Source organism: Plesiocystis pacifica SIR-1, assembly GCF_000170895.1.
GTDB classification, from domain to species: domain Bacteria; phylum Myxococcota_A; class Polyangia; order Nannocystales; family Nannocystaceae; genus Plesiocystis; species Plesiocystis pacifica.
Genome location: NZ_ABCS01000021.1, coordinates 1 through 24845 on the forward strand (window position 1 = coordinate 1; position 24845 = coordinate 24845).

General features: G+C 71.7%; 17 protein-coding genes. 7 read left to right on the top strand and 10 right to left on the bottom strand.

Going from position 1 to position 24845, the window contains the following annotated elements; all coding sequences use genetic code 11:
• A partial coding sequence (locus PPSIR1_RS13055; protein WP_006971543.1) for a hypothetical protein occupies positions 1-364 on the bottom strand: 364 nt, incomplete at its 3' end.
• A complete protein-coding gene (locus PPSIR1_RS13060) occupies positions 365-1591 on the bottom strand; it encodes a lysophospholipid acyltransferase family protein (protein ID WP_006971544.1) in 1227 nt (408 codons plus the stop codon).
• Positions 1592-1905: 314 nt separating this feature from the next.
• Between PPSIR1_RS13060 and PPSIR1_RS13065 the strand changes: the two genes are divergently transcribed.
• Positions 1906-3705 carry an FG-GAP repeat protein gene (locus PPSIR1_RS13065; protein WP_006971545.1) on the top strand — a complete coding sequence of 600 codons (1800 nt, stop codon included), beginning with the start codon at positions 1906-1908 and terminating at the stop codon, positions 3703-3705.
• Between the two features lie 100 nt (positions 3706-3805).
• On the opposite strand, the gene PPSIR1_RS42590 is transcribed toward PPSIR1_RS13065, so the two are convergent.
• The gene (locus PPSIR1_RS42590) at positions 3806-4894 is read right to left on the bottom strand and encodes a GAF domain-containing protein (RefSeq protein WP_006971546.1); all 1089 of its coding nucleotides are present in this window, start codon (positions 4892-4894) and stop codon (positions 3806-3808) included.
• Positions 4895-5124: 230 nt separating this feature from the next.
• Here PPSIR1_RS42590 and PPSIR1_RS13075 point away from each other — a divergent pair, with 230 nt between their 5' ends.
• Positions 5125-6669 carry a hypothetical protein gene (locus tag PPSIR1_RS13075; RefSeq protein ID WP_157595500.1) on the top strand — a complete coding sequence of 515 codons (1545 nt, stop codon included), beginning with the start codon at positions 5125-5127 and terminating at the stop codon, positions 6667-6669.
• A gap of 198 nt (positions 6670-6867) precedes the next feature.
• Positions 6868-7782 carry an S-adenosylmethionine:tRNA ribosyltransferase-isomerase gene (locus PPSIR1_RS13080; protein WP_006971548.1) on the top strand — a complete coding sequence of 305 codons (915 nt, stop codon included), beginning with the start codon at positions 6868-6870 and terminating at the stop codon, positions 7780-7782.
• A gap of 5 nt (positions 7783-7787) precedes the next feature.
• Here the strand turns inward: PPSIR1_RS13080 and PPSIR1_RS13085 are convergent, their stop codons facing one another.
• From PPSIR1_RS13085 to PPSIR1_RS42595, 4 genes are read right to left on the bottom strand one after another with little or no spacing between them, the layout of a single operon-like run.
• On the bottom strand, positions 7788-9233 hold the full coding sequence (locus PPSIR1_RS13085) for an adenylate/guanylate cyclase domain-containing protein (RefSeq protein ID WP_006971549.1): 1446 nt from the start codon (positions 9231-9233) through the stop codon (positions 7788-7790).
• 14 nt (positions 9234-9247) lie between these two features.
• The gene (locus PPSIR1_RS13090; RefSeq protein WP_006971550.1) at positions 9248-11074 is read right to left on the bottom strand and encodes a ligand-binding sensor domain-containing protein; all 1827 of its coding nucleotides are present in this window, start codon (positions 11072-11074) and stop codon (positions 9248-9250) included.
• Positions 11071-13734, bottom strand: coding sequence for a VIT and vWA domain-containing protein (locus PPSIR1_RS13095; protein WP_006971551.1), 2664 nt, complete (start codon positions 13732-13734; stop codon positions 11071-11073). Before PPSIR1_RS13095 ends, PPSIR1_RS13090 begins: the two co-directional genes overlap by 4 nt.
• Before the next feature lie 38 nt (positions 13735-13772).
• Positions 13773-14876, bottom strand: coding sequence for a tetratricopeptide repeat protein (locus tag PPSIR1_RS42595; protein WP_006971552.1), 1104 nt, complete (start codon positions 14874-14876; stop codon positions 13773-13775).
• Positions 14877-14995: 119 nt separating this feature from the next.
• On the opposite strand from PPSIR1_RS42595, the gene rocD reads away from it, so the two are divergent.
• Both rocD and PPSIR1_RS13110 read left to right on the top strand, forming a co-directional pair.
• Positions 14996-16195: an ornithine--oxo-acid transaminase gene (rocD, locus tag PPSIR1_RS13105; protein WP_006971553.1), complete on the top strand. Its 1200-nt coding sequence runs from the start codon at positions 14996-14998 to the stop codon at positions 16193-16195.
• Complete coding sequence (locus PPSIR1_RS13110) at positions 16192-16800, top strand: hypothetical protein (RefSeq protein ID WP_006971554.1); 609 nt, start codon at positions 16192-16194, stop codon at positions 16798-16800. The genes rocD and PPSIR1_RS13110 overlap by 4 nt, the downstream gene beginning before the upstream one ends.
• On the opposite strand, the gene PPSIR1_RS13115 is transcribed toward PPSIR1_RS13110, so the two are convergent.
• The 3 genes from PPSIR1_RS13115 to PPSIR1_RS13125 form a co-directional block, all read right to left on the bottom strand.
• Positions 16797-17948 (bottom strand): PAS domain S-box protein, encoded by a 1152-nt coding sequence (locus tag PPSIR1_RS13115; RefSeq protein WP_006971555.1) that lies wholly within the window; start codon positions 17946-17948, stop codon positions 16797-16799. The genes PPSIR1_RS13110 and PPSIR1_RS13115 overlap by 4 nt on opposite strands.
• Positions 17949-18133: 185 nt before the next feature.
• Positions 18134-19360: a tetratricopeptide repeat protein gene (locus PPSIR1_RS13120; protein WP_006971556.1), complete on the bottom strand. Its 1227-nt coding sequence runs from the start codon at positions 19358-19360 to the stop codon at positions 18134-18136.
• Positions 19357-20715: a P-loop NTPase family protein gene (locus PPSIR1_RS13125; protein WP_006971557.1), complete on the bottom strand. Its 1359-nt coding sequence runs from the start codon at positions 20713-20715 to the stop codon at positions 19357-19359. The genes PPSIR1_RS13120 and PPSIR1_RS13125 overlap by 4 nt, the downstream gene beginning before the upstream one ends.
• Before the next feature lie 38 nt (positions 20716-20753).
• Here PPSIR1_RS13125 and PPSIR1_RS13130 point away from each other — a divergent pair, with 38 nt between their 5' ends.
• Together PPSIR1_RS13130 and PPSIR1_RS13135 are read left to right on the top strand one after the other, a co-directional pair.
• Positions 20754-22571, top strand: a complete 1818-nt coding sequence (locus tag PPSIR1_RS13130; RefSeq protein WP_006971558.1) for an OmpA family protein — start codon at positions 20754-20756, stop codon at positions 22569-22571.
• A 9-nt stretch (positions 22572-22580) separates the two neighbouring features.
• On the top strand, positions 22581-24839 hold the full coding sequence (locus tag PPSIR1_RS13135; RefSeq protein WP_006971559.1) for an OmpA family protein: 2259 nt from the start codon (positions 22581-22583) through the stop codon (positions 24837-24839).
• Positions 24840-24845: the final 6 nt, after the last annotated feature.

Below are 24845 nucleotides of genomic sequence, written 5' to 3' on the forward strand. Positions count from 1 at the left end.
GCAGCTCCCCGCGCATGCCGGGCAGGACGCGGAGCACGGGGCGTCCGCTGGGGTCGAGGGCGACGAGGGCGTGACGGCGGCGGCCGGCGAGCACCTCCTTGGTCGCGCTGCGCTCGTCGAGGACGTAGCGGTCGCGGCGAGGGGCGTCGCGCTTGGCCCCGGCGAACAGCGCGATCAGGCTGCCGCGCAGGCCCGGGGGCAAGGGGCGCAGTTGGACGTGAGCGCCGGGCTGCTCGGGATCGACGCCCTCGCGCACGACCACGACCTCGGGCGGCGGGATGTGTCCAGTGCCACGCGGGCCGTGACCTCCGCCCGCTTGGGGCGGCGCCTCGACCATGGTCCAGACCTCGATGTCCCCCTCCACTCAGGCCTCGTCGCCCGCGTGGGCTCGCTCGCGCCAGTGCTCGGTCAGCTCGCGCCACTTGAGCGGGGACTCGGTGGGCAGGACCAGCTCGTAGAGCTCGCTCTCGGTCCGGAAGGTCAGGCGCCGGCGCAGCTCGACGGAGGCGACCATGAGCTCGCGCAGGGGGATGGTCAGGCGCGGGCGCCCGGCGTCGTCGATGAACGCGACGGCCTCGCGGGTCAGCCGGGCCCGGACCATGCCCATGGGCTCGGCCTGGTCGCCGGAGATGTTCAGCAAGGGCGCGCGCTGGCTCTCGGCGACGAGGCCCTCGCGCTCGAAGCGGTGCTCGTTGACGAAGAAGTTGTCCGCCGTCGCCTCGCGGATCCGGGCGCGGGCCTCGACGATGGTCATCGAGCTCGCCCCGCCGCCCTCGGCGAGGAGCTCGTTGTGGGTGTTGACCCGCCAGCTCGCGCCGCAGCGCATGCAGCTGGCGACGTTGCGCTGGGGGCTCAGGGCGTCCCAGGCGAAGCAGTGGGGGCAGCGAAACAGGGGGTTCTCGATGCCCAGGGCCAGACGCACGCCGCGGACGGGGAAGTGGTTGGCCTCGTCGCGCTGGTCGATGCGCAGGCTCTGCTCGAGCCACGCGCGGACCTCCGCTGGCGGGGCCTTGCGCGGGAACTTGCGGGCCTCGCCAAACTGGATCTCGACCCGGCCGTGGCGGCGCACGGAGGCCCAGCGGGGCAGGACGCGGTCGGCGTTGAGGATGCGGACCGGGACGACCGGGAGCTTGAGCAGGCGGACCAGGGCCTCGATGCCCGGGAGCAGGGGCAGCAGCTCGCCGTCCCAGCTGCGCTCGCCCTCGGGGTAGGAGCCCACGGAGGCGCCGAGGTCGGCCCACTTCTTGAGCGCACGGATCGCCCCGGCGTCGACGGTGAACTTGCGCTTGGGCACGCTGCCCCAGGTGCGCAGGACGAAACCCATCACCGGCTGCTGCATCGCCGCGGCCGTCGCCAGGTAGTGGATGGGCTTGCCGGCGGCGGTGATCGTGAACCAGGGGTCGAACAGGCTGACGTGGTTGCTGAGGATGAGCACGGGCTCATCCGGCAGGGTCTCGCGCCCCGACCACGAAAGCGGCGCGACGCCCATGAGCGCGGCGCGGCTCGGGCCGAGCGCCCGCTGGGTCACGCGCTCGATCCAGACCTTGTTGTCTTCGGTCGGCTCGCGGTGCGGCAGACGCTTGCGTCGCATGCCTCGGAATGTGCCTTGGGCCGCTGGCCGGGTCCAGTGCGATGCGTCGTCGATGAATCCGGAACTCGGTTCGCGAAGACGGATTGCCCGACAGCGGCCATGGCTCGGGTGCGATGGCTGAGTCGAGGACGTGGGGCAGGGAGGGCGTGGCGTCGTCCACGACGGCTAAAACAGACAGAGGGTTGGCCAGGACTCGCTTTGGCCCACCCTCTGAAATGGCGTGGAGAAAAAGCGACGGGTGGCGTGGACCCGTGGGGAAGTTTGGGGCAGCCGGGCGGGGCGGCCCGGGGCGCGCGGGGTCGATCGTGCTCGGGTTGACACTCGTCAGTAGCGCGGGCTGTCCAACCGAGGACGGGGGCTCGGTCGGCGACGACGAGCTCGGGACGGAGGAGGGCGGCGACGAGGCGGACGCGGACACGGACGACACGGAGGGGAGCGCGGACACCGAGGGCGAGGCGGGCCTCGGCCCGGCGCTGGCGCTGGACTACGTACCCATCAAGGGTTTCGCGCTCAGCTGGCAGGCCGAGCCCGAGGTTGAGCCCGAGGTTGAGGTCGACACCTACGTCGTGTTCGAGCGCCTGTGGCCCGGGATGCCCTTCTTCCCCGTCGCCGAGCTCGCCGAGGACGGGAGCGCGGACTACCTCGTCGAGCTCGAGGTCCCGCTGCACCTGCGCGCCTCCGCGGGCTACTACCTGCGGGCGTGCGCCGACGGGGCCTGCGTCGACTCGGACATCGTCGACGTCGACGCGGACATCCGCGAGGCGGCGGGCTACGTCAAGGCCGTCAGCCCCGGGGAGAACGACGGCTTCGGGGCGCGGGCGGTGGTCTCCGGGGACGGGCAGACCCTGGCGGTCTCGGCCTGGTCTGAGGACGGGTCCTCGCAGGGCTTGGGCGGGGACCCCAACGACGACGCCGCCTCGCAGGCGGGGGCCGTGTACGTCTACCGCAAGGGCGCGCAGGGCTGGGCCTTCGACGCCTACATCAAGGCCTCGAACGCGGGGGCGGCCGACTCCTTTGGTCGTTCCCTGGCGGTCTCGGAAGACGGAGATGCTTGTGATCGGCACGCCTTTCGAGGACAGCGCGGCACCACCGTGGGCGGGGACGAGCTCGACGACTCGGCCGCGAACGCGGGGGCGGCCTACGTGTTTCAACGGATCCAGGGCGAGTGGCAGCAGCGGGCCTACCTCAAGGCCGCGGACGCCCACGCCGGGGACGAGTTCGGGGCCAGCGTCGACATCTCGGCCGACGGGGAGCGCGTCGTCGTGGGGGCCCCCTTCGCCGAGCTCGAGGACGCCTCGGGCACGACCTCGCCCGAGCAAGAAGACGCGGGGGCGGCCTACGTGTTCGAGCGCGAGGGGCTGGATTGGCACGAGCTCGCGCGCCTGGCCTCCCTCGCGCCCGAGGCCCACGCCCGCTTCGGCTCGGCCGTGAGCGTGGCCGGGGAGGGGAGCTTCGCGGCCGTGGGCGCCCCGCACAACCAAGCGGGCGGGTCCGTCGAGGTGTTCGCGGGGATGTTCGGCGCGTGGTCGACGAGCTCGCAGCTACAGCTCACGGCCCCCGAAGGCGGCGCGCGCTTTGGAGCCGCCCTCGACCTCGACGTGGCCGGCGAGACCCTCGTGGTTGGGGCGCCCCTGGCCGGCGGGCAGGGCTTCGAGGGCACGGGCAAGGCCCACGTGTTCGTGCGCGAGGACTGGAGCTGGTTGGCCCACTCCGTGCTCGAGGCCAACGCCGGCGAGGGCAGCAGCGGCGACGAATTTGGAGCCTCCGTCGCGCTCTCGGCCGACGGGGAGTTCGCGGCCGTCGGCGCGCCGGGGGACGACAGCGCCTTCCCCAGCGTGCTCCGGGGCACGGGCGCGGGCCTGGGCATGGGCTGCGTCGACTCCGGGGCGGTGCACCTGTTCGAGCACTCCATCCTCGACGACGGCTGGTCCCAGCGCAGCTACGTCAAGCCGGGGGTGCCCGGAGTCAGCGACGGCTTCGGGCGATGGGTGAGCCTGTCGGCCAGCGCCCTCGAGCTCGTGGTCGGGGCGCCCCAGGACGACGGCTCGGCCAGCGGCATGGAGGGCTTTAGCGACGACGAGCTCCCGGGCGCCGGCGCGGTGTGGATGTTCTGAGGTCGCGGGGAGCAGCTCAGGGACTGTGAACTTTTCACAGTCCCTGCCCACTCTAGCCGTCGCGGGCGACGCCACGCCCTCCCTGCCCCACGTCCGCGACTCAGCTTGAGGCGCGCTCGCGCCTCAAGCAGGTTGCGAGGGCCTCCCGCAGCGAGCGGACCGTGGTCGCCTCGCCGAGGTCCACGCCGAGGCCCACGAGGGTCTGGGCGATCTCGGGCCGGATCCCGCTGAGCACGCAAAAGGCCCCGAGCAGCGCCGTCGCCCGGACCATCTGCAAGAGCAGCTTGGCCGTCATCGTGTCGATGAATTCGATGCCGGTGAGGTCGAGGATCACCGAGTGGGTGTTGGCCGTGGACACGCGCTGGAGCAGGCGCTCGGTCAGCTCGACGCTGCGCTCGCTGTCGAGCAGGCCGACGAGGGGCACGGCGATCACCCCCTCCCAGACGTCGATGAGCGGGGCGGACAGGGCCGCGATCGCCTGGCGCTGGCGCTCGATGGTCTCGAGCCGTTGCTCGGCGACCTCGATGGTCTCGCGCAGCTCGAGCTCGGTGCGGCGACGCTGGTCGCTCTCCGTGGCCAGGGCGATGAAGTCGGCCAGGGCCCCCGCGAACTGGGTCTGAGAGGGCGTCCACGCCCGGCGACGACCCTCGTGCTTGAAGCAGATGACCCCGAACAGGCTCCCGGCCACGCGGATCGGGGCGTCGACCATCGCGGTCACGGTCTCCGGCGCGCCCTCGCCGAGCTCCGCGGTGCGCGGGTCCTCGCGCAGGTCGGGCGTGGCGATGAGCCGCGCTTGCTCGAGGGCCGCGAAGTAGCGCGGGTACTCGGCGCTGAGAAACTCGCGCCCGCCGCGGTGGAGGGCCTCGCCCGAGCTGTACTCGTCGAGGCAGAGCAATCCGCGGCGATCGTCGAGGTAGCGCCACACGCCGCAGTGCGGGACGCCGAGGATCGCCGCGCCGGTCTCGGTGATCTCGCGCAGCGCCTCGTCCATGGCGCCCTGGGTGATCGCCTCGGAGCGGGCGAGCTTCAAGAGCACGGCCTGATGGCTCTGGAGCTGGGTCTCGAGGGCGGCCTGCCGCCTGCGCGCGCGCAGCTCCTCGATCAGCGCGGCGATCTGTGGACCGTCTGCTCCATCGGCGGTGCGGAGCGCCAGGGCGTCGAGGGCAGGGTCATCGAGGGGGAGGTCCATCGGCGTCGAGCGAGCAATCCTGCAACCAGGATACTGGATGGGAGCGCTCGACGAGGCGGGGTCGAACCCGCCGAACGGGCCCCTTCCCCGGGGTTGGTGTCGGCGGCGGCCTCGGAGTCTGGAGGACCGCAGGATCCGAGTTCGGTCACGGGCGGCGCCCGAGCTCCGGACAGCGCGCTGAACCGGTGTTTCGATTGATCGATGGAGGTGGGCTGGGCGACCGTGGGTTCATGTCTGCTCGAACTTCCGGTGTGTTGCTCTCGTTCGCGCTCGTGTGCGCCTGTACCAGCGACGACGTCGCCGACGGCGTGGGCGACGAGGCGACGGACTCGGACGCGACGGCGGGGACCACGGACTCGACGGGCACGGACTCGTCGACGGACGGCACGGGCGAGACCGAGGACGCGGACAGCACGAGCACCGACGCGGACACGGAGACCACGGACACCGACGCCGACATGGGCGAGACCGAGGGGGAGACGGGGGGCGGCGACGAGCTCTACGAGCCCGACGACGGGCCCAGCCACGAGGGCGGGAACGTCGTCGAGGTGTGCAGCGAGGCCGAGATCCTCGCGGCGATCGCCGCCGCGACCAGCGGGGACGTGATCACGGTGTGCCCGGGCAGCTTCGACTTCAACCAGCTGATCTCGGTCACCGCCAACGGCACGGACTCGGGGCGGATCTTCCTGCGCGCCGAGGCGCCCGAGACCGTGACCTTCAACCTCTCGCACATCGAGAACTTCAAGGTCAGCGGGAAGTTCTGGATCTTCGAGAACATCACCTTCTTCGGCGACTGCGACAACGCCAGCGCCTGCGAGCACGCCTTTCACCTCGTCGGGGACGCCGACGACCTGATCTTCCGCCACAACGAGGTCGTGAACTTCGCCTCGCACGTCAAGCTCAACGGCGAGGTCGTCGGCGGGGGGCCGGCCAAGAGCTTCCCGGACCGGGTGTGGTTCATCGACAACTTCTGGCACAACACCAAGTACGTCGAGAACGACGCGCCGCACAACATCCTGAACCTCGACGGCGGCAAGGATCACGTCGTGCGCGGCAACATCTTCGCCGACTACAGCGCGCCGACCTCGCTGCCCAAGTCGGCCTCGGCGGTGTACCCGAAGGCCTCGACGGTGGGCATGCTGATCGAGCAGAACCTGATCGTCTGCGAGAAGTCCCGCCCCGAGGGCGAGACCAACCGGGGGATTCAGCTCGGCGACGGCGCGCCGGCCTCGATCTGCGACGGAGACGACGATCAGGACGGCAACGGCGACTGCATCGAGAACGGCCAGAACCAAGAGGCGCTCGTGCGCAACAACATCATCATGGGCTGCAACAACGGGGGCAGCTCGGGCGGGATCATGATCAACAGCGATCGGGAGTCCTGGGTCGCCCACAACACGGTCTACGACTCCGAGCCGCGCAGCGCCGTGTTCTATCAGGGGCACCCCGACTACACCACGCCGCATCGCTACAACATCCTCGAGAACGGCTTCAACACGGACTACGCCGACGGAGTCCTCGACGAGGCGGACAACTTCACGCCCGCGAAGAGCGAGCTCGACGCGGCCTTTGGCTCGCCGGGCACGGGCGACTTCTCGCTGGCCGATGGGGCCGCGATCGTCGAGCAGCACGCCGCTGATCTCGCCGTCCCCCACGACTTCTGCGGTTACCCGCGGGGGGAGATGGCCGACCTCGGCGCGATCGAGTACTCGACGACCTACGAGGGTACTCCGTGCTCCGAGATCGTCCAGGAGATGTACGACCGGATCCCCTGATGCTGAGGTCGTGACAGCCGAAGGGGGTGCTCATGGCAACGCCGACCGTGCCCGATGACCGCGGACTCCTGGGCCAACCATCCCCAACGATCGGTGAGGTCGGCCACGTCCATACGGACGCGACGCCCGACGGAACGCGGCGCTTCGACGACCACGCCGGCACCCGCAGCGCCGTCGCCTTCGCCGGCATGCTCTTTCGTGGTCAACGACGCGGCGACCTTGCCGGCGTCCCTGCCCGGGCACGCGTGGATCGAAGGGCGCGCCGAGGCCATCGAGCTGCGCCTGCTCGGCCCGGTGGGGGTGGACGAGGACCGGTGGCGGGCGGTGGTGTTCGGCGGCGGCGACTGGCGCGAGGACACGGACGAGCGCCCGGCACCGCCGCGCCTCGAGCTGGGCACGAACCTCGTCCTCGCGGGCGGCCTCGGGGCCCGGGTGCTCGAGCGCGCGTCGGCCAGCCCCCGGTTGATCGAGCTCGCCTTCGACCGCGCGGGCGCGTCGCTCTACGCCGCGCTCTACTCGGCGGGCCGGCCCATCCAGTACAGCCACCTCGAGCAGCCGGAGGAGCTGTGGTCCTTCCAGACCGTGTTCGCGGGGCGTCCGTGGGCGGCCGAGATGCCCTCGGCGGGCCGGGCCCTGAGCGCGTCGTTGCTGGGGAAGCTGCGGGCCAAGGGGGTCCTGGTCGAGCGCCTGACCCACGCCGCGGGGCTGAGCGCGACCGGGGACCCCGAGCTCGACGCGCAGCTGCCCCTGCCCGAGCGCTACGACATCCCCGCGCGGACCGTCGCGGCCATCACCGCCGCGCGGGCTCGGGGCGCGCGGATCATCGCCGTGGGCACGACGGTCGTGCGCGCCCTCGAGGGCGCGGCCCTCGAGCACGGCGACGGTGTCCTGCGCCCGGGTCCGGGAGAGACCGCGCTCGTCGTGACCGCGGCGACGCAGCTGCGCGTCGTCGATGCCCTGCTCACGGGCATGCACGCGCCGAGCGAGAGCCACTACCGCTTGCTCCGGGCCTTTTTGCCCGAGGCCCTGCTCGAGCGGGCCTGGGACGCGGCCCTGGGCGCGGGCTACCGCTCCCATGAGTTCGGTGACCTGGCGCTGCTGGTGCCGGGTTGAGGGGCTCAGCCGCCAGGCCGGATGCGGTAGACGGTCACCGCCTCGCGCACGCCCTTGAGCTGCACCCGCTCCGGCTCGAGGGCGAGGGCGTCGGCGTGCTCGAGGGCCTTGCGCAGGCTCGGGTCCTCGCGGACCTCTCGCCACACGGCCTCGGTCACGCACAGCTCGTCGCTGCCCGCCGCGCCCTGGACCCGGGCGGCGATGTTCACGGTCTGGCCGAAGTAGTCGACCATGTCGTTTTGGTTGACGACGATGCACGCGCCCCGGTGGACGCCGAGCTTGGGCTCGAGGCGGTCCTCGTCGGGCTGCTTGGGCGCGTGGTCGTCGAGGATGGCCAGGGCCGCTCGCGTCGCGTCGACGGGGCGGTTGAAGGAGGCCATGATCGCGTCGCCCATGGTCTTGACCACGACCCCGCCGCAGCGGGTGATGGTCTGGGCCATGGTCTCGAAGTGCTGGCTGACCAGGGCGAACGCGGCGCTGTCGCCGATGCGCTCGTACATCTCCGTGGACCCGCGCAGGTCCGTGAACAGCAAGGTGTTGTCCTTGATCGGGATGCCGGTGCCGGGGCGGACCACGTCGGTGCCGAGGCAGCGGCGGAACTCGCTGTCGTTGAGCAGGCGGTGGCCGCTGAGGTGGGGCAGGTAGTCGAAGAAGGTGACGATCGGGGTGAAGTAGAGGAACACCCGCACGCGCGCGTCGGTGGGGTTGCGCAGGGTCAGGCGCACGGGGCCGGGGGCCAAGGTGGTGCGCGGCAGGAAGGCCCGGGCGCCGTAGTCGAGGCTCAGCTCGCGGACCTGCGTGGTCGCCTCGCCCTCGATGGCGATCATCGTGCGCGGGTTGCCGACGACCCAGCCGATCTCTGGCAGGTCGAGCTCAAAGCGCTGCTCGCCGCCGGCCTCGAGCCAGGTCAGGACTTCCTTTTGCTCGCGCAGGAAGGGGATCAGGTCGCGGTCGATGCCGCGGATCGAGATGTTGCGGCTGAACCGGAAGTCGAAGAAGTAGTCGGCGAGGCTGAGGCTCTCGGGCTCGTGGAAGCGGATCGAGCGGAGCGCCGGGCTGATGGTGAAGCTGACCTCCACGCTCTCGTCGAGGGTCGTCGGTCGGCTGCGCGCGCACGAGTCACAGTAAAAGTCGTGCTCGAGCTGGTTGAGGCCGCCGGGCGTGGCGACGAGCTCCCCGCAGCCGCCGCAGCGCACGTTCCAGTGGATCTGCAGCAGGCCCACGCGGGTGGCGTGGAGGAACAGGGCGATGGTCTCGTCGGTCTCGAAGCCGCGCGCGCTGGCCCACGCGATCGGGTTGAGGAGGATCAGCTGGGCCTCGTCCTCGCCGTCGAGGGCGTCGACGAGGGCGTCGACGAGGCCAGCGGACCAGGCGCGGGCGCCCTCGAGCTGGGGGCGCAGCTGCGCCAGGCGATCACCATCGACTCGGTCAACCCCTGAGCTCGTGGACATCGAGGGTCAGCATATCACTCGGCGCGGTGTGCCAGGCCCCGGCGGCTCGCAAACCACACGCCCTCGGCGTCGGGGAGCACGACGGTCGCGTCTTCGAAGGGCGTCACGCCTTGGAGCGTGCGCCAGCGGCCGCCCTCGTGGGCGAGGACGCCCTTCATGGTCGCGGCGTGGAGGGTGCCGTCGACGAAGCTCAGCCCGCCGGGGTTGATGCGCCCGCCGCCGAGGGCCTCGCTGGTCCAGCCCTTCTCGGTCTGCACCAGGCGGTCGACTCCGCCGGCGTAGGTGCCGACGTAGAGCGATCCGTCCTCGCCCCAGGTCAGCGCGGTCACCCAGTTGTCGCGCAGGTGGTCCGAGAGCATGGACAGGTGGACCCAGCGCCCATTGGGGAGCCAGTGGATCAGGCCCTGGGTGGTGCCGAGCCAGTACTCGCCCTCCGCCTCGCCCTCGGCCACGGCCCACACCGCCCAGCGCCGAGACCGGGTGCCCAGGGAGCGGAGCTCGCCCGCGTCGTCGAGGAGCACGGCGCCCGCGTGGGTGCCGACGAGCAAGTTGCCGTCGCGCAGGGTCGTCAGGCTGAGCACGTTGTCGTGGGGCAGGCCGCGCTTTTTGGTCCAGCGCTCGGCCGCGTCCTTGGTCTTGGAGTCGTCGTCGACGCGGTAGAGGCCGCGGGCGGTGGCGACGAAGATCGAGCCGTCGTGGGCCGCGAGGGCGTTGGCCTGGGGGTCGATGGCGGCGGCGGTCCCCGGGCGGGGATCGAGGGCGCGCCAGCGGCCGTCTTCCAGGACGTGCACGCCGCGGTCGAAGGTCGAGACGTAGAGGCGCGCGTGCTCGCCGGAGCCGACGCGGAGCAGGTCGGTGACGTCGCCCGAGGGGAGCCCGGCGTCGAGCAGGCGGCGCCAGTCTCCGTCGGCCTCGCGCAGCCACAGGCCCTCGTCGGTCGCGACGCAGGTGCGGCCGCCGAGGGTGTCGAGGCCGTTGACGGCGCGCAGCTGCGGGGGGAGCTCGAGGGTGTCGTCCACGGGGTGCACGTCCGCGAGGCCGGCGTCGGGGCTGGCGACGAGCAGCCGGCCGTCGACGCTGGCGAGGGCGCGGGCGTCCTGGGTGCCGAAGGTCCGCGAGCGCGCGCCGTCGAGGCGGACGACGCCGACGAGGGTGCCGGCGTAGACGGCCCCGTCGTGGGTGGCGAGGCTCCACACCCAGTCGGTGCCGTGGCCGAGCTGCTCGAGGTCGGGGGCGAGGCTGCGCCGGCCGTCCTCGACCTGCCACACGCCGGCGCCGGCCGTGGCCGCGAGCAGGGCGTCGCCGCGGCTGAGCAGGGCGGTGACGCGCTGGGCCTGGGCGCCCCAGGGCTGTTGGGTGTCGGGGAGGGGGACGGGGCGCAGGGCGTCGCCGTCGACGACGAGCACGCCGGCGTCCCAGGTGCCGACGTAGGTCTCGCCCGCGTGCTCGACGACGCTGCGCACGGGCGCCGAGGCGAAGCGCTGGCGGACGCGGAGCCGCTGGCCGTCGACCTGGACCCGGGCGAGGCCGGTCTCGGTGCCGACCCACAGCTGGTCGGCGTGGCCGGCCCGAGGCGTGGCCACGCGGACGCGGGTGCCGGGCAGGCCGTCGAGCTCGGTGAGCGGGCGGGCGAGGGGGCGGCCGTCGTCGTCGAGGATGAGCAGCCCGCCCTCGGTCGCGGCGGCGAAGCGGGCCGGGGGGCCCTCGGATTGGGCCTCGGATTGGCCCTCGAAATTGGGCAGCGCGGCGCAGCCGTGGACCCGCCGCGTCGCGGTGTGGACCGCGTCGAGCTGGGGATTGGCCGCGAGGACCAGCAGCGCCGAGACGGCCGCGACGCTCATCGCTCGCTCCGTCCGGCGGTCTCGCTGACCGCGTCGATGACCAGCTCGACCCGGCGGCTGTTGAGGGCTCGGTCGGCGACCACGGCGGTGACGTCCATGGGGAAGCTCAGCCGCGCGTCCGCCCGCGGCTCCCAGCGACGGATGAAGCGGCCCTCGGTCCCCGGGCGCAGGGTCAGGGTCTGGCCGTCGGGCATCAGCACCTCGACGCGGCGGGCGTCGAGGGTCGAGGCCGGAGCGCCCGCGTCGACGCCCTCGATGGCTTCGCGGGCGGCGTCGGCATCGGTCAGCTCCTGGATGGCGAGCAGGTCGTAGGCGCCGTCGCTGCGCTGACGCAGCTCGAGGCGCATGGTCGGGGCCTCGACGTCGACGGTGTACTCGAGCTCGAGCAGCTCGACGCGGCCGTCGCCGTGGGTGACCCGGGCGAGGACCTGGTAGATGCCCGGCTCGACGTCGTCGTCGACCAAAAAGCGCACGGTCCACTGGCCCAGCTCTTCCTCCCAGCGCGCGCTCTGGACGTGGCCGTCGGGGAACAGGATGTCGACGCTGCGGGCGTCTCGGGGCGCGGGGATGTGGACCTCGGGGTCGCCGGGCTGGAGGTCGCCGGGGCCGAGGTAGGGGGCCGAGCCGTCGCCGTCGAGGTCGCGCCCGGTGATCTGCGGGTCTTGGCCATTGGCCGCCTTGGCGGCCGCTTCCCGGGCCTTCTTGGCCCGGCGCTCGATGGCGTAGCGCTCGTAGGCCTCCTCGCTCTCGAGCACGAGCAGGGCGGTGTGCTTGCTCAGCACCTGGTGCTCGACGCTCAGGGCCACGGCCGTGGGCTTGTCGCTGACGTGGCGGAGCATCTCGGCGATCCACTGCTGGCGCACGCCGGGGACGTCGCGGACCTCGCCCAGCTGCAGGCTGCGGGTGATGGTCTGCCCGCCCGCGAGGGTGCCCTGGACCTCGACCTGCTCGGGCAAGGGCGCGTCGGCGGCGAGGCGGAGGTGGACCACGGGGCGCTCGCCCTCGTACCAGGTGGTGTTGATGGGGGTCAGCAGGGTCGGGAGCTCGACGCGGGTCCCGTCGTTGTCGTCGCTCTCGTCGTCGTCCGCGTCGGTCTCGACGCCGAGGTCGAGCTCGAAGGCCGCGTTACCCTCGAGCCCGGGCACCGCGACCTGGACCCCCGCGAGGCGGCGCAGCTGGGGCGCGCGCTCGAGGAAGCTGGTGAAGCTGCGGACCTGGTCGAGGGTGCGCGGGCGCAGGGTCCGGCCGCCCGTGGCCCCGCTCATCGCCTCGAGCACGTCTCGGCTGTCGCGCTTGCCCAGGCTCAGGGCGTAGAGCGGCGCGTCGCCCAGGGCCGCGCGGGCGCGGGTCGCCAGGACCGGGGCCTCGGTCTGCCCCCAGGTCGGGGTGCCGTCGCCGATGTAGATGACCTGGTCGAGGGTGCCGTCCTTGGCCGGGGCCTGGGCGAGCAGGGCCTCGACGGCGTCGAGGGTCGCCCCGAGGTCGCTGGCGCCGTCGGGCTCGAGGAGTTCGAGGTGGGTCAGGGCGGCGGTCCGCTCGGCGACGCCGTTGCGCGCAAAGCCGGCGGCCGCGATGGCCTCGGCCCCGCGCTCCCCGGCGTAGCTGCGCGCCTCGAGGTCGGCGCTGAGGACCATGAAGGGCGCGCCCTCGTCGAGGCTGGCGAGCACGGCCGAGACCGCCTCGCGGGCCAGGGGCCAGGACTCGAGGGCGCTGCGCGAGCTGTCGACGACGATGACCGTGCGCCGAGCGGTCTTGGTGTCGGCCGCCGGGGCGGGGATCTGCGACCAGTCGAGCTCGAGGCGGGCGGCGAGGTAGCGCTGGCCGGCGTCGGCGTCGAGCTCCTGGACCACCGCGGGCACCGGCGCGTCGTCCAGGCCAATGCGCAGGTTGTCCGTGGCCGTGCGCCGGTCCTCCGCGAAGCGCTGCTCCCCGTCGACGCGCACGACCACGCGCTCGATGGCGTCTTGCATCGCGGGTCGGGCCGTGGGCACCTGGACCGCGAAGCCGCTGCTCGCCGCGGCGTCGGGGACCAGCGGCGCCATGTAGCGCATGACCACGCGCTTTTTCTCGCCGGGGGCGATGGGGAATACGCGCAGCTTGAAGGTCTGCCCGGCCTCCCACTCGAGCAGCGCCGGGTCGCGCATGCTGTCGACGATCTCCTCGTAGATTTCCCGGGCCTTGCTGCGCTCGAGGATCTCGCCGTCCATCATCTGGCCGTCGATCTCCATGGCCAGGCCGGTCACGATGGCGCCGTGGGGCAGGGGGAAGCGGAAGGTGCCCTCGAGGGTGGCGTCGCCGGGGTTCTCGAAGATGTGCTCGACCTCGTAGCGGGCCATGGAGCCGACGACCTGGGCGTCGACGCTGAGGGTGCGCAGGGCGAGGTAGTCCGCGCCCGCGTCCTGGCCGACCGCGATGGTGTCGGGGCTCGCGTCGAGCTCGGCGGTCCGGACCTCGAGGCTGCCGGCGCCCAGGGGCACGCCGCCGCTCTCCATGGCGTAGAGCCATCGCGCCGTCTCGGCGCCGGATTCGACCCCCGCGCCGGGGTGATTGGCGGCCTCGCGGGTGGCCGCGCTGGCGGGGGCTTGGGTCACGCACGCGCTCGCGCCGGCGAGGAGGGCGAGGCTGAGCAGCGAGGACAGGGTCAGGGGGGAGGTCTTCATGGCGGGGTCCAGGTGGGGGCCGGGTCGGGAAGGGGGGGTCACTCGGCGACGGCGATCTCGGCCACGCGGACCTTGTCGCCGCGCTTGGGCAGGACGTAGTGGAAGGTGTGCTGCTGCTCGTCGGGGCGGCCCTCGTTGGTGACGACGAGCACCTCGCCGCGGGCCTCCTTCATCGAGCCGCCGTTGTTGCCGAAGTAGTGGACCTCGACGGCGTAGGTGCCGGCGCGGGCGTCGTGCAGGGTGTAGCTCTCGGGCCCGTAGCCCGTGGTCACGTCGTGGAAGAGCACGCCGCCGAGGGAGCCGCGCTTGTGGCTGTAGAACACCTTCTCGCCCCGGGGGTTGATGACCCACAGGTCGACGTCGGTGCGGTCGGTGTCCCAGCTCAGGTAGACCTTGACGTCGTTCTCGGATCCGCCGGGGAGCTCGAGGGCGTCGACGCGCGCGGTCCACTCGGCGCGCTCGGTGGCGCCGGCGCTGGCCCGGCGGAAGTTGGAGTAGACCTGGGCCAGGCGCTGCTTGGCCGGGACCTCGAGGGCCTCGGGGACCTCGGGGTGGGCGACGATGGCCTCGAGCCCGGCCCGGGCCTCGTCGAGCTGCCCCCGCCGCAGGGCCAGGTCGGCGAGCTCGAAGGCCAGGCGCAGGTCCTTGGGCCGCAGCTGCGTGGCGACGCGCATGCGGGCGTAGGCGTTGTCGAGATCGCCCTGGACCTCCAGCACCGAGGCCAGGGCGCGCTGGGCCTCGGGGTCCTCGGGCAGCAGCTCGGTGACCGCGGAGTAGGTGCGCAGGGCCTCGCGCTGGTTGCCGAGCTCGCTGTGGATGTCGCCGATGAGGCGGACGACGATGAGGTTGTAGGCGTCGATCTCCCGCCAGGCCTCGGCTTCGACCAGGGCCTCGTCGAGCTCGCCCGCGTCCATCAGCGCGCGGATCAGGGCGTGCCGGTGGCGGCGCTCCCGGGGCTCGGCGGCGACGGTCTCGCGCAGCTCGGCGATCTGCGCGTCGAGGGCCTCGCTCGCCTCACGCTCGGGGCGTTCGGCGACGCCCGTGACCTCGAAGCTCGTTTCAGGCGCGCTCGCGCCCGCTTTGGGGGGAGCGAACACCAGGGCGAGGGACATCCACAGGGCGGGCCAGAGCGAGGGCGTCATGGTGCCGGGCTCACGCGCAGACCCCCCGGGCTATTCCGCCTTCACACCCCGGTGGCACCGAGCTTGCGCAGCAACCATCGCATTGCCACGCGCCGAGCTTTGGCGCGATGATTCGCCCGATGACCGACGCTCGCCAGTGGATCGACCTCGAGGATCGCTACGCCGCCCACAACTACCACCCCCTGGACGTGGTCCTGAGCCGGGCCGAGGGCCCCTGGGTGTGGGACGTGGAGGGCAAGCGCTACCTCGACTGCCTCGCGGCCTACTCGGCCGTCAACCAGGGCCACAACCACCCCAAGATCGTCGCCGCGCTGGTCGAGCAGGCCAAGGTCCTCGGGCTCACCTCCCGGGCCTTCCGCAACGACAAGTTCGGGCCCTTTTGCAAGAAGCTCAGCGAGCTGTCGGGCTACGAGCGCGTGCTGATGATGAACACCGGCGCCGAGGCGGTCGAGACCGCGATCAAGGCGGCGCGCAAGTGGGGCTACGAGGTCAAGGGCGTGCCCGCGGGCCAGGCCAAGATCCTCGTGTGCGACGGCAACTTCCACGGCCGGACCACGACCATCGTCGGCTTCTCCACGGACGAGGAGGCCCGCGGCAACTTCGGGCCGTTCACGCCGGGCTTCGAGGTGGTGGCCTACGGCGACCTCGAGTCGGCCAAGGCTGCGTTCGACGCCAACACCGTGGCCATCCTCGTCGAGCCCGTGCAGGGCGAGGGCGGGGTCATCATCCCGCCCGCCGCGTACCTCCAGGGCCTGCGCGCGCTGTGTGACGAGCACGACGCGCTGCTCATCTGCGACGAGATCCAGGCCGGCCTGGGCCGCTGCGGCTCGCTCTTCGCCCACACCCTGGCGGGCGTCCGGGCCGACGGCGTGACCATCGGCAAGGCCCTGTCCGGCGGCCTCTACCCCGTCTCGGCCTTCCTCGCCGACGGCAAGGTCATGGACGTGTTCACCCCCGGCACCCACGGCTCGACCTACGGCGGCAACCCCCTGGCCTGCGCGGTCTCGGACGCGGCCTTGGACGTGCTGGTGGACGAAAAATTGATCGAGCGCTCGGCCGAGCTGGGCGCGTGGATGAAGGGCGAGCTCGAGGGCATGAACTCCCCGCACGTCAAGGAGCTGCGCGGGGTCGGGCTGTGGTACGGCGTCGAGCTCCACCCCGAGGCTGGCGGCGCCCGGCGCTTTTGCGAGGCGCTCAAGGAGGAGGGCATGCTGGCCAAGGGCACCCACGAGCACACCATCCGCCTCGCGCCCCCGCTGGTGGTCGAGCAGGCGGACCTCGAGTGGGCGCTCGGGAAGATCAAGAAGGTCCTGGCTTGAGCGGCTCGGGTCCAGACGAGCCCGGCTTTCCCTTGGAGGCCCTCGGCGACGAGGGTCCTGGCCTCAACCCGGGCCTGGATATCGAGGCTCTGCTCGGCGGGATGGGCGAGCCCAGAGAGCACCACTACGTGTTCGCCCACGTCGCGCTGCCGAGCGTGGTGCACCGGGGCATGAACGCCAGCAGCGTCGACCTGCGCGAGCTCGCTAGCTCGGACATGTTCCGGGACTTGTGGGCGAAGGTCGGGGAGAACGTGGACAGCCAGCGCCTGTCCGAGGCTGGGCTGCGCGCGGAGTACATCGCCACGGACGACGGGAGCGTCGAGGGGATCTTGATCACCATGCCGGAGGTGACCCAGATCAGCGAGGCGATCGCCGCGGCGATCGTTCGGGTGACGCGCAAGCGCATGTTCGTGTTCAAGCGCTGCGAGCTGCGTTATTTGACGCTCGAGCTGGGCATGGACTTCGACGACCAGATGCAGGTGTCGGGGTCGCGGACGGTGCTGTGCGAGTGGACGGCCGACGGGGCGCACCACAACATGGGGACGGGGCCGGTCGTGGGGGAGTTCGGCGACTTCGCGTTGGCGCAGTGCGGGGCGGGGGGCTAGGACGCCGCGAGGGCCGAGGCGATCGCGATCTGCAGCGTCGCGTGGATGGTCGTGTCGCCGAGATCGAGGCCGAGCCCGACGAGGGTCTGCGCGACGGCGGGTTGGATGCCGGTCAGGATCGTCTGGGCTCCGATCAAGCGCAGCGCTCGCGCGGTCCGGATCAACGAGCCGGCGACCATCGTGTCGACCGAGGTCAGGCCCGTGATGTCGAGGATCACGACGCGGGCGCCGCTCGACTGGACCCCGTCGAGGGCGACCTGCATGATCTGCTCGGCCCGCTCCCCGTCCATCTGCCCGATCAGCGGCATGACGACGATCTCGCGGGTGATCGGGATGAAGGGCGTGGCCATGGCCTGGAGGGCGTCCGACAGGCGCTGGGTCCGTTCGCGCAGCTCGGCCTCGAGCTGCTTGGCGCCGCTGATGTCGCGGATGATCGTGCCGACGCCCCGGACCCCGCCCGACGCGTCGCGTAGACCCACGACCACCTGGCTGATCGGGAGCACCGTGCCGTCGCGGCGGAGCAGCTCGCCCTCGCTGCTCCACACGCCTCGCTCGAGGGCGTGGGGGATGCCCTCCTCGGCGAGGCGGCGCATGTACCTGGGCGGGTGGAGGTTGGTGACCGGGGCGTTGGCGATGTCCTCGCCCTCGCCCCAGCCGAGCATCCGCCGCCCCGCCCGGTTCATGTAGAGGACGCGCTTGTCTGGGGTCGCGAGGCCGACGAGATCCGTGGTCGCCTCCATCAGGTCGCGCAGACCCTTGAGCTCGGCGAGGGCCTCCTCGAGCTTTCGCTGGGCCTCGTACTGCTCGGTGATGTCGTGGGCCGAGGCGTAGACCAAGCGCGCGGAGGGGTCCGTGTCTGGGTCGACGCTCGAGATCCAGGCGATCCACTTGTACGAGCCGTCCTTGCAAGCGTAGCGGTTGACGAAGTGGGTGAGGTCGCTGCCCTGGGCGAGGGTTTGGGTCGCCTCGAGGGTCGCGGCGCGGTCGTCGGGGTGCACGAACTCGACGTAGGGTTTGGCGAGGAGCTCCTCGCGGGTCCAGCCCAGCACGCGCTCCCAGCCCTTCGACAGGTGCAAGAACATGCCGGTGTTGGGGTCGGCCGTGGCGATCAGCCCTTTCCAGGTGTCGAGAAAGCCCTGGGTGTCCATCGCTGGAATTGTCCCGTATTGGTCAGGCCCGCGTCCGTGATTCTGAAGGTGTCTACGAAACTGTGTTTGCGCGGTGGGCGCGCGGGCGTGTGGCGCTGCTTGGCCCGACGCCTCCCCAACCCACTGTGGCTTTCGCCACGCCTCGCCCTCGGGCCTCAGCTCCACCCGGCGGCGTGGGTCCAGCTCTAGCCTGCGCTCGGGGGGAGCTGGGCGAGGAGGTCGGCGTAGTGCTTGGCGCGGGCGAGGTCTCCGGCGTGCTCTTCGAGCTGTTGGAAGGCCGTGAGCACCCGGCGGACCTGGGCGGTGTCGGGGAGGTCGGTGATGCTCGGGGTGGGCCAGCCGAGGGCGACGAGGGCCTGGGAGAGGTGGGCGCGGGCCTGCCGGAGGTTGCCGTCGTCGAGCTCGACGTCGCTGAGGCGGATCAGGCTGTTGATCTGCTCGGGGATGAGCGCCGTGGCGGAGGGGTCGTGTTCGAGGGCGGCCTCGAGGATGCCCAGGGCCTCCTCGAGCCGGGCGCGGGCGCGGTCCAAGGCGCCACGTTTGAAGGCGACGGAGGCGATGAGCCGTAGGGCGAGCGCGAGCTGTGCTGGACCTTCGCTCATGGACAGCGCCCGCTCGAAGTGCTGCGTTGCGCGCTCGAGGTTGTCGGCGGACAGCTCGATCGTCCCGAGTCGAATCTCGAGCCCACGGGACTCGCCAAGGAGCGAGCGGACTTCATCACCGGTCCGTCGGGCGGTGGGAAGGTCGCCTCGGGACAAGGCGTCGAACATGGCCTCCGACGCCGCCAGGAAGTCGACGCGCCTCGGGTCTCCGGCCGCGAGCTGGTAGATGCGTGCCCACTCTTGTTCGCGTGGGGACGGTGCTCCGAGGGGGTGAGCGGAGCGTGATACGGGCGCCATGGGGACGGCCTCCCGCATCCCCCACCGCGGCACGGGCAGGTCGGCCGTGAAGCTGCGGATCGTCCACAGGTCGGGGGCGTCGACGAAGACCTGGCCGCGCAGCGACAAGGGCAGCACCAGGACGATCGGCAGCCTCAGCTCGTGCTCGAGCTTGCTGCGCGCTTCGTTGAGCCCGCGCAGCAACGCTGTCATCGCCTCGTCCCACCCTGGCCCGCCGCTGCCGCGCCACAGCTCGACCCAGATGGCGCCGACCCCTCGAGCTGGCGCCGTCTCCAACACGGGCCCGAGCCCTCGCAGCTCCTCGACCGTCGTCGGCACGTGCTCGCCCAACACCTCCCCGCGCTCGCGCATCAACGCGGCGACGCGTCCTTTCAAGAAGTCCACCGCCCACGGATGCGTGGCAAACAACACCGACAGCGCCAGCCCCTCGGGCCAGTCGATGTGCGGCTCGAGCTCGAGCCACAGCGCCTCGAGGGTCGGGTCCGTCTTCGCGGGCTCGGCGGGCGCGCTCACGCCAGGCCGAGCTCCTCGCGCAGCAGCGGGTGCACGGCGTACCAGTCGTCGCCGTTGCGGTACTGCAGCACGTACTTGCCCTGCTGCAGCCGGGCAAACTCGGGCAGCTGATCCAGGCTCGGCAGGCAGGGTCGGTGGCTGTGCTCGATCTTCGCCAGCCACGCCCGGTCGTCGTCGGCGATGGGCAGCATGTCGCGGCGCACGGCGTCCTCGGCCGCCTCGAGCACGGCGTGGGCGTGGTCCGTGCCGCGCCGGGCGATGCCGGTGATCGCCAGCCGCAGCATGCGGAAGTAGTCGCGCAGATCCCCGCCGGAGCGCTCGGCGAGGCGGCGCAGCTGGGCCTCGGTGAAGAACTCGGCGCGCCATTTGTAGCGGCGGTCGACGATCTCGACGAGCTTGCCCACGCCCTCGGCGGAGCTCACCGGCGGCTGGCCCTCGGCGGGCCGGCCCTCGTAGACGTGCACGCTCGGCAGGGCGTAGATGCGCCCGCCGGCGTAGAGCGAGCCCAGGCCCCCGGCGAGGGCCTGGAGGTAGGGCGGCACGGTGTAGACCGCGCTCAGCCCGACGAAGCGCAGCAGCTCGGCGTTGGAGGCGAACAGCTGCTCGGCGCTGTGGAACACGGCGCGGACCTCCTTGGGCGTGCCGTTGCCGCGCAGCCGCTCGACGGAGTCGACGATCATCACGACCTTGCGGTCGGGATCGCCCCGGCGCGCGCGCACGAGCTCGACGACCTCCAGGGCGAAGCCGCGGGCCTCGTCGACGAGCACCTGCACGTGGCTGCGGGTGCGCTTTTGCAGCTCTGCTTTGAAGCTGGGCGTGTGGACCAGGGCCGCTCGCAGGCCTGCGGGCCCGGCGGGCAGGCTCAGGCCCTCGAACTCGACCCCGGACTTCAGGAAGGACCAGGTCCGCTCGAAGAAGGTGGGCTTGCCGACCTCGCCCCCGAGGGTGCCGGGGAAGCGCTGGTTGACCTTCTCGGACAGGGCCCCGAGCACGCTGATGAGAAAGTCCGTGACCTCGACGCGCTGGGTGAGCATGAGGTAGCGCGAGAGGTCGACGTAGAAGACCTCGCAGCCGTAGCCGTCGAGGAGCTTGGCCAGGCGCATGAGCTCGGTGGTCTTGCCGGTGCCGCGGTTGCCGGTGAACAGGTAGGCCCCGGCGCTGAGCGAAAAGTCGATCTGGTCGGCGAGCTCGACCACGGGGTCGAGGCTGGGATCGACGCCGTGGATGGCCTCGACGTAGAGCCCCTCGGGCTGGGCGTCCTTGGCCGCGACGAGCTGATCGAGGCCGAAGGTGATCGGCTTGTCGAAGTCGAGGTGGTTGTAGAAGGCCTTGGCTTTGGAGCGCAGCTCGCTCATGGGGTGCTCGCGGCCATCCTAGCAGTTACCATCGCGGCATGAGGATCATCGGGGGCGCGGGGGTGCTGCTGGAAGAGCGCCTGGGGACGCAGCGCTGGTTGTGGTGGAGAGGCCCGCAGCTCGACGAGGCGCGCGCGCGTTGGGGGGCGCGGGCTCGCAGCCTCGAGGGGCCCGTCGCGGCGAGCGAGCTGGCGCGCTGGACTCGATCTAGACCGGAGCTCGGGGCGCGGGTGCGGGCCCACGTGGCGCGAGAGTGGGGCCCCTGGGCGGGGCGCGGGGCGGTCGAGGGGGCGCTGCGGCGGGGCAGCCTCGTGGTCGTCGAGGTCCGGGCGGCGCTGTCCGAGGGCGGCCACGCCCGGATCTTCGAGCTCGAGCTTCCTGCGCCGCCCGGGCCCGCGACGGACGACACGCCCATCGACGAGGGCCCAGGCCTGGCTCAGGCCGCTCCGCCGCCGACGCAGCTGCGCGTGCTCGATCGCTGGCACCGGCCCGTGGAGGCGCTGACCCTGGCCTTGCCTTCGACCCCCGAGGCGGCCAGCGACATGGGCGGCGGCGTGGCCCTGGGCAGCGACGAGCAGGGGGCCTGCAGCGCGAGCCTGGTGACCGTCGAGGACGCTCGCTGGGCGCCGGAGCCCGCCGAGGACGAGGCGCCCCAAGAGCCCCCCGAGGGGATCGCCGTGCAGACCCGGACGCTGCGACTGTCGGGAGCGAGCTGGGAGCCCGAGGCCGCCGTCGCGCTGCACCTCGCGCGGATGAACTGGCTGGTCCTCGAGCGGCCGGTGGTCGAGCGTCTGGTCCCGGCGCAGGCCCGCTCGGACCACGGCTCGGGGCTGAGCGTGCCGGGTCCGTGGACGCAGCTCGAGGGCGAGGACAACCCTCGCCACCCGCTCGCGCCCTTCGTCCACGGGCTGCGCCGCCTCCTCGACGAGCCCGGGGCGCAGCTGTTGGTCGTGGGTCACGCCAGCGCCGACGGCGGGGCCAAGGCGAATCAAGCCCTGAGCGAGGCCCGGGCCGCGGGCTTTCGCCATCTGCTCGAGGGCGCCCGGGAGGCCTGGGTCGAGCTGGCTCGGGACCACGGGAGCCTGCGCGACGTCGTCGCCTACCTCGACTACCTGGGCACCCGGCGGGCGTGGACCTGCGTGTGCGAGGAGCCCGTGGCCGAGCTGAGCGCCAAGCCCAGCCCGGCGTCCAAGGCGACGGTCTCGGCCTTCCAGAGCGACTACAACCAGCGCTTCGAAGCCAGCGAGGCCCTCGCGGTCGACGGCGTGTGCGGCGGGAAGACCCTCGGCGCGGTCTTCGACGTGCTCCGCGACGAGCTCGCGCGCTGGCTCGACAAGCTCGGCACGCACCCCGACGCCCTGCCCCGCGAGCGCATCGTCTATCTGGGACACGGGGCCGAGCTCGCGGGCCAGACCAAGGACGGCGAGGCCTCGGCCCACGAGGACGAGGCCGGCGACCGGGCCGTGGAGTTCCTGCTCTATTGGGGACTCGCGGCCGACGTGGACGAGGGCCTCGACGCCCCCGCCGTCTACACCAGCCCGGTCTTGCGCTGGCGCGAGTGGGCGTTGCCCGACGAGCCCGACGAGTGGACCACCGGGCCGTTCACCATCGTCTCCGACCTCACCCCGGAGGAGCCCGCCTTGCCCGAGACCTACCGCCTCGAGGGCGACGACGGGCTGCTCATCGAGCGCGTCCTGCCCGACGAGGGCGTGGTCGAGGCGGGCGAGCTGACCCTGCACTACGAGGCGCTGCCGACCCACCTGCGCTACACGCTGACGGTGATCGCCCACAGCGGGAACGAGAGCGTGATCTTCGCGGGGCTGCGCTACGGACAGCTGCACCCGAGCGCGCTCTAGGAGTTCGCAATGGCCAAACCCAAGCACCACCCACAGGCCCGAACGAGCCACGAGGCCAAGCCCGAGATCCCGCGCGGGGGCTACTCGGCGAGCACGCCGATCCACCCAAAGTGCCGCGTGGGCGACGATGGGCGCTCGCCAGAGGAGCGGGTGGACCTGCGGGTCACGCCGAACTTGACGGGGCAGTGGCGCGACACGAAGGACCGCTACCACCTGTTCATCAACCAGGCCGGGGAGCACATCGAGTTCATCTTGGCGCTGGTCGAGAGCAACTCGACCACGCCCTGGTCCAAGGACGACGACGACGCCTTTCGCTACCAAAACCGGGTGTTTCGCTACGGGGGAGACCGCATCGACGCGCAGACCAACGAGTACGCGCTCTACATCACCCAGGCGGTCCTCGACGACAAGAGCTTGGCGTGTGGGAGCCTGCGGGCCATCGCCCACGGCGGCTCCGCACAGGTTCAGCTCGAGCTCGACTACTCGGGGATCGCGGCGCCGGACGTCGAGGGGGAGATGAAGCTCGCCCGCCTCGCCCCGGTGATGTCGAGCACGGCCAAGCAGATCGGCGACGCCCCGAACCTGCTCGACAACTACATCGGCTACCAGCTGGGCTGGGTGCTGCCCGGCGTGCGCACGGATCAATGGTTCCCGCTGACGCCGACCCAGCGCGAGCGCCTGAAGGAGTGGATCTTCGAGGCCGAGGTGCGGGTCGATCCGGACAGCTACCTGATGCTCGAGTCGGGGGGGAAGATGTTCGATCTGCGCGCCCTGTTGCAGCACTACTGCGCGGTGCTCGGTGAGCGGAGCAAGTGGCTGGACGTCGAGAAGCTGCTCCATCGTCAGCACCTCGAGAACATCGGCGCGGCCGTCGACGCGCTCGTGCGCGTGGCGGCTGACACCGCGCGTGAGACCCCCAGCTCGAAGGGGGGCATCGATCATCACCAGCTCGGGTGGTGGCGGGTCGGGACCCTGGAGGCGCTGAACGACGAGCGGATCGACGTCGACCCCATCGCCCAGCGGACCTGCCTGACGCACCTGCAAGCGATGGTTGATCAGGTCGGCAGCGAGCGGGACAGCGAGAACCTGAGGCGATGGCTGGGGCTCCAGCGCGTGGGCGGCTACAAATACGAGCTGAAGGTCGGCATCTTTGGGCTGGGCAAGGACTGGCACGCCGCCGAGCAAGACATGGGCGAGACCGTCGACAAGATCGGGGAGGAGGTCGTCGATGGCGGAAAGGAGGCGGTCGAGGGGGTGATCGAGGAGGGCCAGACCCGCGCGATGAAGAAGCTCCGCAAGTGGCGCAAGCGCCTTCCCTTCGCCGGGATGGCGGGCGTGTTTGGGGTGTCGAGCATGGGCCCGCAGCCCTTCCAGGCCCTGTACGCGTTCGTGAGCGTTGGCGTGGGCTGGTCGCTCTCGGACAAGCACGGCTCGACCATCCCGACGACCGACGGCAAGGCGCCCAACACCTCGGGAATGGCCTGGCGGCCGGAGCACCTCCAGGGCTGGGTGACCATGGCCTTCGGGGACGCGGCCCTGCACTTCGACGAGCACGGGAAGGGGGCGTCGGGCGGGGTGGTCTCGTTCGCGGGGAGGGCGGGCGCGGCCAAGCCCCCCGGGAATCTGAGCTTTGGGCTCGCAGAGTGGACCTCGGAGGAGAAGAAGAAGTGGGTCCCTTCGAACAGCGCGGCGGTCGAGGGCAAGCTCCACCGTGGCTACGCGGAGCTCATCTCTTGGAACGGGGGCGACGTCGACCTGGTCGAGGGGCCCTTTCCCCAGGAGCGGACCTACGACTCGGCGCTCGAGGGGACGAAGCTGCACTTTTGTGTCAACAGCGCGAAGCTGCACCCGGTGGCGATGGAGGCCCTGGAGGTCATGGCGGCGTGCGAGCTGCCGGCGCTGACGCATCCGGAGGTCACGATGAAGCTGGTCGGGTACGCCGATCAGCCCCACGGCGAGGGCCCGAACATGGTGCTGTCGCGGAATCGGGCGATCAGCGTGTTCAACTACCTCAAGAACCTGCTCGGCCCTGCTCTTCCCATCGACGACATCGTCGTGGAGGCGAGTGAGGAGGACGATCGAGCGAGGTTTGATGCCGAAAAGAAAATTTGGATGCCGAAAGCGCCGCCGACGATCGAGGCGAAAGGGGAGCAGCCTGCCAAGGATGCAGGGGGGACTGAGGAGTATGATTTGGCGTTTCGCCGAGTGCAGCTGTCCATCGATGGGCGCTATTTGATCAGCCTGGGGCGTCGCTCAGAGACTGGTTGAGCTCGC